The sequence below is a fragment of the Haloferula sp. BvORR071 genome (assembly GCF_000739615.1).
In the GTDB taxonomy this organism is placed as follows: Bacteria; Verrucomicrobiota; Verrucomicrobiia; order Verrucomicrobiales; family Akkermansiaceae; genus Haloferula.
Map to the genome: position 1 here is coordinate 145,743 of NZ_BATP01000025.1, position 13,206 is coordinate 158,948.

Sequence of the window (13,206 nt, forward strand, 5' to 3'; positions counted from 1 at the left end):
GTAGCCGGGGGTTGAGGCGAAGCCGACACCCCCGGTTTGCCGCGATAAAAACGACTCGATCCCGAAGGGATCGCAGCGCGTTCCGATTCACCAAACGTTCTCCACGGAAGCAGCTCAACCCCTACTTCTTCCCGAACCACCTCATCACCTTCGAAAGCAGCCCACCACCTGACTCCTGCACCTCACCCCCGGCCTTCTTCTCCTCCGCCCGCTTCACATAAGTCCCCGGCGGCAGCGGCGGCGGCACATCCACCTTCTTCGCCGGATGCCGGATCTCGTGCCGGTAGCCATGCTTCGCCGCCAGCTTCATCGCCTGATCATACAGCGGCGCATAGCGCTTCTCATCCACCATGCTCAGGAAGTTCGCGAATCCACTGACCCGCGCCAAAATCCTCTCCCCGCTTCCACGCCAAGCACAAGCGGCAGGCCCCTTCGCCTCCAAACGATGCAACAAGGCCCGGAAGGCCCGCACATCCTCGCGCGGCACCGATAACTTTTGATTCACCACCACCCCGGTGACTTCGTGGCGGCGGCCCTTGCCCATCGTCCGCAGCTTGTCCGGATGGATCTGGAAGCCTTCCTCCTCGATCACCCGGCGCACCTGCCACAACAACTTCCGCCCCGCATCGCGATCCCCGCCTTGCGTGGAGAAAGTCAGATCATCCGCATAGCGCGTATAAGCAAACCCATGCTTCTTCGCGATCCCCGTCATCCGCGCATCCATGCGCCTACAAAGCAAATTCGTGATCGCCGGACTCGTCGGTGCCCCCTGCGGCAAATGCCTTACGCCCGTAGCCACCTGCCATGTCTCACCATCGAGATCCACTTCCTCCACCGGCGGCTCGGTGCAAAGCTGCGCGAAGATCGTCGCAATCGAACGCGAATACCCGAGCGCATGAAAAAGCCCGAACACCCGCGGCCAGGTGATATTCGGGAAGAAGTCGCGCAGATCGAGATTGATCATCAGCGAGGCCCCGATGTGCGGCCCCGCATTTGTTAGAATCGAATGCTCCGTCCGGAAGCCATGGGCCGCCGCGTGCACCGGCACCTTCTCCAGGATCTGGTGCAGGATCCAGTGCTGCGCCTGCTTGAGCCGCGGCATCGGCGCCGAGATCAAGCGATGCCCGCCGGTCTTCTTCGGCATCAGGAAACGGCGGTAGTGCCCGCCCTTCGCCACCTTGCGGCCATAAGCCAGGAAACGCAGCTCCCCGATATTGGTAAGCATCGCCTGCGCCAGCGCGCGGTGCGTCGCAAAGTCCGGCAGGCCGTGGCGCAAGAGATGCCCGACACGCGACTCGATCTTGTTGAGCTGTGTCGATGCACCTTCGCCGAGGAAGAGGATCTCGTCCTGCTTGCGTCGCTCCCACGCGGCCGCCTTGTCGGCACGCGCCTGTTCGCGCTTCGCCTTGTTCTCCTTCTGCTTCTGGCGTGAAGCTGCCAGCCGCTCGCGGCGCATCTCCTTCAGCGCCGCCTCGCGATTCTTGTAGAGCCGCTGCTTCTCGTTGAGCTCCCGCAGCTCCTTGACCAGCTCCCCCTCACGGCGGATCAGCTCCTCGGAAGCCTTGGTCTCGGCTTGCCCCGGCTTCCAGAAGCCGGTGCGCACCATCTCCTCCAGGGTATACTGGTCCTTGCCCCCGCGGGCGCGGATCTGGTCGTAGAGTTCCTGGCGGCTGGGCATGGCGCTACTCTGCAGGAGAGAAGAGAGAAACGGACAGCGGCGGGCGGCGTCTTCGTACAACTCGGAGGACCGGGCTGCTCAACTCGAGCGACCCCTCACTGGTGTCGCTATTTCGCCTCACGGAGGCAGCCCCGGAAATAGCGACACCAGTGAGAAGGGTCGCATAGTCACGAGCTGATCGGTGAAGCGTTGCTAGGCTGTGAACATGGACGGCGAAACGCCGACCGGATGGCAAGATCCACACCCCCGCCGCTGTCTGAAATGATTTACGCCGCGCGCTCCGCACGGCGGAAGGAAAATATGTCTCCACAGTTGTCATTTTACTTCGTGGCTGTGGAGGGCTGCTTCGACTTCGCGATGCGCAGCGCGATGATGTGCGCGCAGGGCCCCTTGCGAAGCTGGTTCTGTTGATAGAAATTGCAGGAGCACTTGGCCTTCACCAGGCGCTCGTCGGCATCGATCGTGGCATCCACCTGATGGTGATACTTGCCATCGGTCACAGTGCCCTGGAGATAGCGGCCATCTAGGCGCTGTTCCTCGCGCGCCATCACCCCGCCATGCTTCACCAGAATGCGGGCATTTGCCTCCAGTTCATTGGAGAAGCGCAGCTTGTCGAGCGGCAGCGGCTCGCGGCTCAAGGCCCGGGCGCGCCACAGATCACTGTTGGAATCCTTCACCACCAGCCCCGCTTGTGTGCCTGCGATCAGTGCACCCAGCACATCCGCCTGCGCCATCCCCAGCTCCGCGGCCAACGCGGATGCTGGCGAAAACCACTTCCGCCCCAACGCCCCGAGCACCATCTCCGTCGCCTCCGTGGAGACGGCATGGCGCGGCGCGAGCAAATCGAACATCCCGTCGCGCGACCAGTCGTTCGCGGTCCAGCCGGAGAGCCCGAGCGTGAAGTTCATCTCGCCCATGTCCACCTCCCAGAAGGAGGGCATCCCGTAGCCTAACAGATTCACCCGCACCCGCCTTGCGACCGGAATCATCTGCTCCAGCACCAGCAAACGGCGGCGGCCCCACAGGCGGATCTCCACCTTCTCCGTGGCGTGATGATGCGAGCGACGGCAGACAATCTCCGTGCCCCAAGGATCCACCGTGATCACCGGTGGCTGGCCCGGCGTAAGTTGGAAACGCAGCGAGCGAGGCCCCTTCTTCTCCTTGCGCCGCTTCAGGGGGAAACAGATCGCATGGAAGTCCATCGGATCGAGATCCACCGTCGTGCCATCGAGCGTGATCGCCGAGCTGACTTGCAGGAAACCGCGCACCCAGGAGTCAGGCACATCGATCTTCACCTCGCGGTGCGCAGGATCGGGGCCGGTTTGAACCTCGAATCCCTCCGGATCAATCGCCAGCTCCGTCTCCTTGTAATCGCGGATTTTACGAAACTCATCGTACAAAGGCGCGGAGTAGTCGATGTTCGTGGTGCCGCAGGTAAAGTCGCCGATGCTCTGGAAAACCTCATGCTTGCAGGAGAGCCGCGCGTAGCTCGATTCATCCTGGCTGAAGCACTCGAAGAAGACCTGATCCGGATGCACCGTGATCACGGGATCGAGGATGAACCACAGGTCGCGGTCCGTCTTGTAGATATGGTCCCAGTAGCGCTTCCGCGCATCGTGGAAGGCCTTCATCATCCCCATCTTGCTCTTCCGGACCTCAGAGAGCTCCAGGTTCACGGCGGCCACCCGGCCCTTGATATCCGCGCTCTTCGCCATGAACTCGGCGAGCCATGCCTCCTCCTGCGTCGCAGCCCACTCCTTGTAGTCGCCTCGTTCCTTCGGCTTCCAACGCAGATCGCCCACCACCACTTCATGCAGCGCGCAGATCGCCTCGCGGAAGGGCAGCTTGCTGCGCAGGCGGCCCTTGAAGCCCATCGGCGGTCGGTTGCCGTCAGGCACGAAGCTCATCGCCGTCGCGCGCGGAGTCGCGTGTACCTTGCTGAAGCCGCGGTATTGATACTGGAAGATCATGACGGCACGTGAATGGGAACGCTCACCGGCTTGAGCGGATTCGGGATCGCTGGCCACTGCCGGCGGATCGCATCCAGGATGCGGATCATCTCCGCCTTGTCCTGGATCGCCACCGTGCCGGACTGACGGGCGAGCAAGGGGGTGACCTGCCCGGCGATCGCTTCGGCAGCCAGCGCTTCCCTTTCCAGGAAAGCCAGCACCCGCTGCTTCGCAATGCGGCCTGCACCGATGCGCGACAGCACGGTGCGGAAATAAAGATCCAAGCTTGCGATCCGCTCCGCCGATCCGCTGGCAAAGCGCTCCAGGTAGTTCGTAGCGAAAAGCTGGATCTCCGTCGATGGATGCTGGCTGAAGCGCGCGAGGTAGAGCGGCCCGTCCTGCTCTTGGAAGAGCCGCGTGACCAACTCCCGCCCGAAATCGCGGACGCGCTGCTGGTTCGAGTCGCAAATGGCCACCAGCGCTTCCGGCGTCCAATCGCCATCGCGGATCTCGCGGCGGCAGAAAGCGAAGGCGCGCTCGCGGGTGTCATCGAAATCGCTCTCCAGCAAGCCGAGCACCATCCCGGGATCGTCGCGCAACTTCTGCGGGCTGCGCTCCAGCCGCTCGAAGGCCCACTCGCGCAAGGCCACCAGCGAATGCACCGCCCATTCGGCAAGTTGCTCGGTATCGTGATTGTCCGTCTGGCGCTTGAGGATCTCGAAGCCCAGCGATTGGCCGTAGCCGTACTTCGACTCCAGCATCCGCGGATAAGAGTCAGCAGGGATCACATCCAGCTCCGCTACGAAGGGCCCGGAGAGCAAGCGATAGACCGATTGATGCAGCCCCTCGAAGCTCTCCGCGCGGAACAGCAGCGGATACCACTGGATCACCAGCTCGCGCGCGGCCTCGCGATTGTAAGCCGCAGCGCGCCCCAACAATGGCTCGGCACCTTCGCGAAGTTCGGGATGCGTTGAGACCGCACAAGCAGCCAAGGTCTCCGTGCGCTCGGCCAACTCGTGGGCGGACAACTTGCCTAGCAGCTCCATCCCGAGCTTGCGCACCGCGGGAAATTCCGACGACAGCGCGGCCAGCAGGATATTCTCCGGCAGGCCCGAAACCGAGGGCCTCTTCAACAGGATCTGCACCGCCAGCAACTGGCAGGCCTCCAGCGGATGCGCCGCGAGCTCGGCGAGATGGGTGACAGGCAGCGCCGCGACTTCATCCGGTGCCAGCAAGAGCAGGAAGTCCACCGCCGTGCCGGACTGTGGCGCATCCTCCGGGTCCATCGCCAGCAGCGCGGAGATCACGCGCGCCGTGAAGTCACGCTGCACCTGCGGATCGATCCGCGTCGCGCGCAGGATGTCCCGCACCGCGATCCGCGCGTCCTCATGCGCCAGGAAAGCCGCGGAGGCCAAAAAGTTCGCATCCGTGGTGGCGGTCGATTGGCAGGCACTGAGCCAGGCGATGCCATGCACCCGCGCCTCCCCCAGCCCGGACGCCAGCATCGCATGCAGCAGCAAAAGATCCGGCGAACCGGGATTCCAGCGCGCCTTCGCGATCTCCAACCCGAGGGCACTCGTCTCTGCATGCCATGAACCTAACAAGTCTGCGATGAAGCTGATGTCCGCCTCCTCCAGGAAGACCGGATTCGCGCGCCAGATCCGCAGCGCGAACTTCTGCACCACCGCGCTGCGCGCATGCCGCAGCAGGTGCATGATTGCATCCGGTGCCTGATCCCAGAGTTCCGGGAAAGCCTCCTCGCGCCCGACCAACTCGCTGCGCCGCCCTCCGGCATAACGCCACGAGTTCTGCCGCGGATTCAGCTCCACCGCATCGAGCCCTCCCCGCAACAACCACAGGAAGCCGAGGCTCTGCTTGTGGGCCGGATAGTAGCTGCGGACTTGCACGCTGCGCCGCGCGGCGCGGTCGTAGGTCCAGTTCTCGATGAAGGTCTCATCGGGAGAATCCACCGAGTCGTCGTAGGCAAGCAGCAGCCCGGTCGCCAAGGGCACGAACAGCGCAGCCTCTCCGCTCTCTCCGGCGGTCTTGAGGAAGCGCATCGGCCGCCGCCGCAGGTAGTTCCGCGTATTCGGCATGAAGGCCGGCTTGGGGGCGTTCCTCGACCTGTAGTCGTAAAGCGGGCTGTTCGGACTGCTGAGATCGAAACGCCGTATCACCTGGCCATAGAGCTCCGCATCCAGCTTGAACTCCGATGCCTTTAGTACTTGGCGGAAGAAGGGCATCGTCCCGCGCCCGACCGGCAGCAGGCGGATCATCTCATGGACGATCTCCCGCACCCAGCTGCTGCGGCTCGCGAGCAGCAGCAACTTGGCCGGAAATTCCACATCGCCGATGTTGCGCAGGAAGGGCTCCACCACCGCGCGGAAAGCCTGCGGATCACCGCTGGAGTAGGCCTCGCCAACGCTACTTGGCAGCGATTGAGCCACCTTCTCTTCGAAGCTGCCATCATCCGGCGTCAGGGCAGCCCGCGCCTCGGCGACCATGATCCGCACCCACGCTTTCTTATCGCTGGCACGATCGGCCAAAAGATCCATGGCGACGGCATGGCGGGCCTCGCCGCAACGCCCGAGCGCCCACGCGGCACACCACAGGTCCATGGGATCCGTCAGCCGGGCACACAGCCCGGCGATCGAATCCGCCGCCTCCCGCATCCGCCAGGCCCCTGCCCGCCAGATCACGCGCGAGAGCTTCCAAACCCGCTGCCCCTTCTTGAGCGGCTTCGGGGACTTGCCCTCCGCCTCTTCAGCCAAGCGCTTCAGAATCGCCCGGCGCTTCGGATCATCCACCGCCGGTGCCGATGAAGCAGCCCCCACCGGGATCTCCTCCCGCATCCCCGCCTCACCCTCCACCCGATAGCCCTTGCGGGTCTTCTCCCCGACCAGATCATCGAAAATCTGCTCCGCCTTCGCCCGCGATTCCGGAAAGGGCGTCTTCGTCCCATCCCGCAGCGCCGCCCCCCGCCGCCCATAGCGGAAATTCACCAGGAACTCCCCCGCCCCCGCCTCGCACAAATCCACCTCATAGACCTTGTCGGAATTCCCCTCGCGGAAAAAGAGACGGCTTTGACGGACGAGCTTCAAGGAGTTGAGGAGTCGTGAGGATCAAGGAGATAGGCCACAGAGCTGTTAGACACCACCCCTGCGCACCTGTGTATCGCCCCCATACCAAGCAGCTCCGCCCCCACACGGACAAGCCCAAAGGGCCACGAAAGCCGCGATCACGGAATCTTCACATAAACGATCACCAAGGGTTGCTTTCGCCCCTCGACGCATTCAATCCGGTTCTTCAATTCCGTCGTATGCCTGCGCCTTATCAGCAACCTCACTGGAACGCCTTCATTGAGATTCCTCCAAACGCCCAGCGGGCGGTGGGCCATGCGCCCGCGTGCTGGGCAAGCAAGCTGCCGGATGTTCCTCCTCATTACATGCTGCCGACGGGCCCTCTGCCCCGGACTCAGCTCCGGCGGATCTGTCGGGATCCCCGGACTCCTGTTTTGATTGCATACCTCTGCGTGATGGCTTGGGGAGGCCAGGGGCCAGCCAATGCCGTCCTGACATGGAAAAGCCGGACTCTTATCGAGCCGATCCTGACAAAACTCAGAGCCGGAGGCTTGGACGGGTTACAAGCATACCAACTCTTCACGGCCGGAAGGAAGTCGCGTTTTCCCGGACTCGGGCCGTCCTACTTCACCAAGCTGATCTACTTTTTCAGTCCGCCGGGACGGAGTCTCTACATTGTGGACAACTACGTCCTGGCTTCCATCGAGATCCTTACCGGCTTGCCTCACCGTTACCGGGCCACTCCTGGAGGCTATGTGGCGGCCTGTCGTGAGATCGATGGGATGCGGAAGATTCTCAGTGGATCCGGAGCCCGGATGGAGGCCCGCCTGTTCTCCGGAAAAAACAAAGACTGGCGCCGGCATGCTAACCAGCAGGTGCTATCGAGGTCGGGAGCGGATGGATACCGCAATCAGATGATGCAGGTCTATTCCACTGGTAAAGATCCCATCCCTCCCGCGGCATTCTGGTAAGCTCAGGGCGTCAATCGGCCCCAAAAGAACCAACATCTATCGGTGCCACTTCAGGTCGTGATCGGCTGAAGCCATTGGCGAGCCGGATAATATTCTAGCAAGACCGTTCCCAGTGGAGCGTTCGTCTGATATGACCCCAATCTAACAACACAACCCATGCCGATCGAGGAATCGCCCGCCGCGCCGACATTTGAATCCATCTTTCTGGGGGACGGTGGCCCGAGGCTGATCCGGATCCCGGACTACCAGCGCGCCTTCACTTGGGAGAAGAAGCAGATCGATCTATTCGTCGGGGATCTCGCGAAATTCAGGCCGCGCCCGGATGACTACTACTACGGTCACTTCATCATTGAGGCGGAGAAGGGGACCTGGGAGCTGGTGGACGGCCAGCAAAGGATCACGACCTTCATCCTTTTCCTGATGGTGTGTCGTCACTTGGCTCCCGCCACCGGGCACCGGGCGCTCGGCTTGATCGAGCGCTTTGCCACGGTGAACTATGACCGGCGGGCGCTGGAACTCATCCAAAACAACCTGGGTGCCCTCTTCGAACTGGGTGCCACGCTTTCCGGGAAGGATGAACACGCCGATAAGGAAATTTGTGAGGCCTGCCGGCTCGATCAGAGGGAATTCACTCGCTCCCAGAAAAGAATCGTGTTGGCCTTGGCCCGCTTCCACGAGGCCTTTGCCTCGGCGACTTTGGATCGCGCTGAGATCGCGGCCTACATCGACGTGGTGACGCGTTCCAACTGCTCCTATCACCCGGCGAAAAGCAAGGCGGTGGCGGTGAGTGTCTTCGAGATGCACAACACCCGCGGCGTGGGGCTGACCACCATCGAGATCGTGAAGGCCAAGCTGACCCGCTTCGTCTACGATCACCTGGAAGGGGATCGGGACGCTGCGGTGGCGGAGATCCAAGCCCACTTCGGGGAAATCTATCAGATGGAGGAGCTGCTCGAGCAAAGTTCCTTCCGCGGCGATCTGACCTTGGAGCAGCTTCTGCGCCTGCACCTGCGGGTCATCGACGACGGGACCAAGAACGGGGAGAAGATGTTTGAATCCCCGGCTGTGAACGCCAGTGTCGACGATCTGATCGAGTATTTGGAGAAGCGGCTGCACTTTGTGGACCTGGACAAGAAGCAACCTAGGTCCAAAGCTTCAGGTGTCGAATATGCCCGCGCGGTGGCCCGCGAGTTCAAGCAATCCGTCCGCTTGGCCAGCAGCTTCCTGCCAGCATGGGATGATGGAGAGCGGCTGGTGGGTGATGTCCTGATCCTGGAGCGGGAACTCAGTTGCCAGTTTTTCCTGCTGATGGCGCGGAGGATTGCTCCGGAGGCTGGCGAATCTTTTGGAAAGCTGGGGCGGCAGGTGCTGGTCCTCTGGGAGCGGCTCCTCTTCACCCGGGATTTCCACGACAAGTACTACCGCCTGAGCTATCGCGACAATTTCCCAGGGCTCTTCGAGGAGCTTTGCCGGGAAGGCGCGGATCCGGCGACGGTGCTCATGAGCTACGTGAAAGATGGCTTCCGAGGCGGTGACGTGACCAAGGATCTCCAAAAGGTGGTGTTGGACTATGCAACCACCTACAAGCCGCACGTCCTCAACAACGCCTTTTACTGGTGGCGGGAAAAGATGATCTACGTGATCTACAAGTTCGAGATCCGGGCCGGAGCGAAAGTCCGCCAGACCATGAAGAGGGTCATTTCGGTGGAGCACATTCTTCCCCAAGAATGGGATTGGAAGTGGATTGACGGTTATGGGGGAGACGCTGGCGAGCCCGGCGAGGAGCTGAAGGAAAAGCTCCTAAAGGAAATCGGTGCCTTCATTAACGGCATCGGCAATCTGCTGCTCCTGACCCGCGGCGAGAATTCATCGGTGGGCAATCTTCACCCGGCGAAGAAGACGTATAGCGAGAGATATGACGGCGGCACCTACACGGCGCATCTGGAGTCGCGGGAGAAGTGGCTCCAATCCTCGCAATGGCAGCCCCTCATCCTCCAGCGCGGCACGGAGATTTGGGACTTCATGGTACGGGAGATGATCGGGATTCCCATGGAATCGCCTGACACGGCCAGCAGCGGGAACTAAGCAACCGCCACACGCGGCATCGACATGTGCCGCGTGGGATGCCATGACCTCCCTGTTAGTCCCGCGAATTCCCCATCAGCCAGATCGGCAAATCCGAAAGCAAGACCCAGCGACGGGTGATCCGCTTGTCTGTGGAGGAGCTGGGCTACCGCTATGCCGGAGACTGGCGGGACCGTCTGGGAAACTCGAACATTGAGCCGGAGTTGCTCGGGGCACATCTGGCGGGGCTGGCTACAGTGCCGATCAGATCGCCCGGGCACTGAAGGTGCATCAAATCTCGTGATCGCAGTGCCCGACGCAACATCAAACCGAAATGGAAACCGGCTGGAGTCGCGCAAATCGATCGGGTTGAGCCGCCCCTTTCACGTCCCCAACAATTCCCCTCTGGGTTGAAACCAAATACTCGCAATCAGCAATTCAAGGAGGCACTTTAGCTAGTGCTCCCAATGAAACACCGCTTCCAAAAGCAATTTTTGCCTTGGATCGCCTGTCTCGCAACTACCGCGATCCATCTTCCTCTCCAGTCGAGCGCCGGGGAACAGGTCGCACCCACCGGCATCTCCATCGACGTTGCAGTCACCGAGGAATGGGGAGCAGGACGTCCCATGGTCCGGCTCCACAATCATACGGATCACACCATCAGCTTTCTGAGCTACGGGGTTACAGGCGCATGGAAGGTCCGCGTCTTCAACAAGGAAGGCACTGAAATCGGATCCGCCGGGTTCCAACCATTTAAAGGCGGAAGCAATGCAACGCGTCGGATCAAACCGGGAGAAACCGACCAGATGCTACTCGATATCCGCTGGGGCATCCTCAAGGACACTGACATCCCGCCAGTGTGCCGGGTCGAAATCGAGACCCCTCCCTTCTTCGGTGAAGAAGACGCCCACACCTCGGCGAAGCTCGTCGTTCCCATGAAGCTGCTGGAAGAACCACCGCCAGCCAAGCCCCCCGGCGAATGACTCGGCGCCAATCGCCCTCACTTCCCCTTCACCTTGTCCGCCGCTTTCCAAAACTCCTTCCCCTCCGGCGTGGAGTGATCCACCAACAACCACAACTCCCGCGCCAATGACGCCTCTGTAATCAGATCCTCCGCCGGACCCTCCTTCCACTTCGCGTAATGCGCCTCCGCATCGGAGATCGCGCGCTTGAGGTAAACGTCCTGCCCCGTGTGGCGATAAAGCTCCAGGTCCGCCTCCACCATCAGGTGTGACCACTTCAGCGGATCGCGGTATATCTTCTTCTGCCCGTCCAGCATGCCATCCGCGGCCTTGCCCATGCGCAGGGCTTCATCGAGGTAGAATTCCTGCCCGGTGCGTGTGTGCAACGAGAGGAAATTCCGCAGCATCAGCGCTGAGTTGTAGGTGAGCTGGCCTCCATTCACCTTCCCGGTGGACACATCAATGTTGTCGCCGAACAGACCGTTGTCGCCCTGCAGGGTCTTCACCGTCCACACCACGATCTTCTCGCCCTGCGCATTCCACTTCGCCGCTTCCGGCTCCTTCTTCCATCGTGCCAGGCGGAAGCAACCGAGGGCCGCTGGCGCATTCACGCAGGTGTTCTTGCCGTTGCCCTTGTGCTTCTCGTGCCACCAGATGCCACCGCCTGCTTCCTCATCCCAACCACTCAGGACGAAATCCAGCGTCTCCTCCGCCCGCTTCAGGTACTTCGACTCCTTCGTCGTCTCGTAGGCTTCCAGGAAGGTCAGCACCATCCACGCGTTGTCGTCATAGTACTTGTCGCTGCCGCCCTGGGTGCGTGCCGGCTCGTAGCCGGGGATCTTCACCTTCACGTCCCAATAGGCATCCATCGCCTCGAAGAAATCGCGCTGGATCGAACGGAAGCGTTTGTCGTGGCGGGCAGCCGCGACCAACGAGGAGAACATCACGCCATTGCCCCAGATCAGCTCGGGATCCTTGCCCCCCGCCTTGGCCGAATAGAGGTGCGACTTGCGGTCCCAGAACTTGTCCTGGATGTGATCGGAAACTTCCGTTGCCTTCGCCAGGAAAGGCGACGCGGTCTGCGCGCCCAGCGGCAACACCGCAAGCAACAGAGCCAATCCAGCACGGAACCAAGAACAGCGGGGCGTTTTCATCGGAGGAGAGTCCCTCTCTAGCCAGCGCCGCGGAAAAACCCAGCGCCAAGCGTGCCCGCTTCTTTCCGCTTATCGGCTCTCCTCCGGCAACGCCGGGGCCGATTCCGCGGCGAAGCTGGCGATGATGTCGTTGAAGTCCCGCTCCGCCGCGCTGCGGTGCGAGAAAATCGTCCACATCAGCATCTGATAATAGGTGCTGTGGGTCTCGATCACCACTTGCTCGTAGGCGGTACGATGGCCGCCTTGGACCCCGGTGATGCTGCGGCGGATCGCCCGGTAACCACCCACCTGGATCGTCTTCGGCTCGGAGACCTTGCTGTCCTGCAGCGCCTTGCCGAGACCTTCCGTCACGAAGACATCGAAGTCCGACAGGCTGGTCGGGAAGCTCGCCCGACCAGTCGGCAACACCATCACATACTGCTCATGCATCTTGTCGCCGACGGCGATCACCGCAGCCGGATGCAGCTCCGGCATCTCGGACCATGAGCCCGGAATCTTGATCGAAACCTTGCCGTCCGCGCTGGCCACCTCCCGCGGCAGCGCTGCTGCCTTCCCGGTCTTCGCCGCACTGGCCACCGCCTCGGTCACCATCGAGACAGCCCAAGTCAGACCACCCAGCATCGCCAGCCCGGACAGTGCCGCGGAGAGCATCCAGCCCCGGGTGCGCAGGCGCGCTGCCTTCACCACCGCCACCACGAAGAAGATCAGGGCACAGAAACTGAAGCCCAGCAGCACCACCACTCCCAGCAGCCGGCTGTAGTTCTCGCTCGCCTCAGGAGAGACCGTTTCCGCGATCCATTGCACCCGCGCGGATTAGCCCCCGGGGCTTGCAGCCACAAGCCAAATGGCCCCCGGAAACGGCTCACAAAACTAGATGCTTGCCATTTTAACTTTGTGATACAAAGTAAGTCCGATTTTGCACCTCACGACCAATCTGCGCCCCGGAACTTTGCCCCACAAAGCCCATGCCTGCAAGCATTTCACCCACACACTATGAATTCCGCCGCGCCCAAACCTCCGGCCACAGCCCCGAAACCCGCGCCGCCCTCGCCAAACTCGACCTGCGCCTGAAGCGCGGCGCGGTCACCATGCTCGGCCCCCTCGCCCCCGATGCCGCGCTCTGCGAGTTCTACCGCCGCCGCGGAGTGCTCGAAGGCAGCGCCACCGAATACCGCGCCCCCACCCACACTGTGGTGGTGCCCCTGACCGGCCTGCCGAAGGCCTGCCTCCGCAAGTGGCGCGACCATGGCCACGATGTCCTCGACCTAACCTTGCCAGCAGTGAAGCGCGCCCAAACCTCGCTGGCCCTGCTCGGCCTCGAGCACTGCAAGCAAGTGGTGATCGGCAG

Annotated in this window: 9 protein-coding genes and 1 pseudogene; 5 read left to right on the forward strand and 5 right to left on the reverse strand. The window is 62.1% G+C overall.

Annotated elements, in window-relative coordinates; genetic code table 11:
* Positions 1-121: 121 nt before the first annotated feature.
* The 3 genes from BV071_RS14470 to BV071_RS14480 all read right to left on the reverse strand — a co-directional run bounded on the left by BV071_RS14470 (position 122) and on the right by BV071_RS14480 (position 6,728).
* The gene (locus BV071_RS14470) at positions 122-1,678 is read right to left on the reverse strand and encodes a reverse transcriptase domain-containing protein (protein WP_075090919.1); all 1,557 of its coding nucleotides are present in this window, start codon (positions 1,676-1,678) and stop codon (positions 122-124) included.
* Positions 1,679-1,998: 320 nt separating this feature from the next.
* Positions 1,999-3,648, reverse strand: a complete 1,650-nt coding sequence (locus BV071_RS14475) for an SWIM zinc finger family protein (RefSeq protein WP_035608343.1) — start codon at positions 3,646-3,648, stop codon at positions 1,999-2,001.
* A complete protein-coding gene (locus BV071_RS14480; protein ID WP_035608346.1) occupies positions 3,645-6,728 on the reverse strand; it encodes a WGR domain-containing protein in 3,084 nt (1,027 codons plus the stop codon). The genes BV071_RS14475 and BV071_RS14480 overlap by 4 nt, the downstream gene beginning before the upstream one ends.
* A gap of 170 nt (positions 6,729-6,898) precedes the next feature.
* Here BV071_RS14480 and BV071_RS14485 point away from each other — a divergent pair, with 170 nt between their 5' ends.
* The 4 genes from BV071_RS14485 (at position 6,899) to BV071_RS14495 (ending at position 10,725) form a co-directional block, all read left to right on the forward strand.
* The gene (locus BV071_RS14485) at positions 6,899-7,678 is read left to right on the forward strand and encodes a hypothetical protein (RefSeq protein WP_265594446.1); all 780 of its coding nucleotides are present in this window, start codon (positions 6,899-6,901) and stop codon (positions 7,676-7,678) included.
* A 156-nt stretch (positions 7,679-7,834) separates the two neighbouring features.
* Positions 7,835-9,763 carry a DUF262 domain-containing protein gene (locus tag BV071_RS14490; RefSeq protein ID WP_035608351.1) on the forward strand — a complete coding sequence of 643 codons (1,929 nt, stop codon included), beginning with the start codon at positions 7,835-7,837 and terminating at the stop codon, positions 9,761-9,763.
* Between the two features lie 116 nt (positions 9,764-9,879).
* Positions 9,880-10,026: a hypothetical protein gene (locus BV071_RS35425; RefSeq protein WP_265594447.1), complete on the forward strand. Its 147-nt coding sequence runs from the start codon at positions 9,880-9,882 to the stop codon at positions 10,024-10,026.
* Positions 10,027-10,209: 183 nt separating this feature from the next.
* Positions 10,210-10,725, forward strand: coding sequence for a hypothetical protein (locus BV071_RS14495; RefSeq protein WP_035608353.1), 516 nt, complete (start codon positions 10,210-10,212; stop codon positions 10,723-10,725).
* Positions 10,726-10,742: 17 nt separating this feature from the next.
* Here the strand turns inward: BV071_RS14495 and BV071_RS14500 are convergent, their stop codons facing one another.
* Both BV071_RS14500 and BV071_RS14505 read right to left on the reverse strand, forming a co-directional pair.
* Positions 10,743-11,858 (reverse strand): glycoside hydrolase family 76 protein, encoded by a 1,116-nt coding sequence (locus tag BV071_RS14500; RefSeq protein WP_081885997.1) that lies wholly within the window; start codon positions 11,856-11,858, stop codon positions 10,743-10,745.
* Between the two features lie 69 nt (positions 11,859-11,927).
* Positions 11,928-12,662 (reverse strand): hypothetical protein, encoded by a 735-nt coding sequence (locus BV071_RS14505; RefSeq protein ID WP_035608357.1) that lies wholly within the window; start codon positions 12,660-12,662, stop codon positions 11,928-11,930.
* Positions 12,663-12,823: 161 nt separating this feature from the next.
* On the opposite strand from BV071_RS14505, the pseudogene BV071_RS14510 reads away from it, so the two are divergent.
* Positions 12,824-13,206, forward strand: a pseudogene (locus tag BV071_RS14510) (hypothetical protein); the annotation flags it as partial.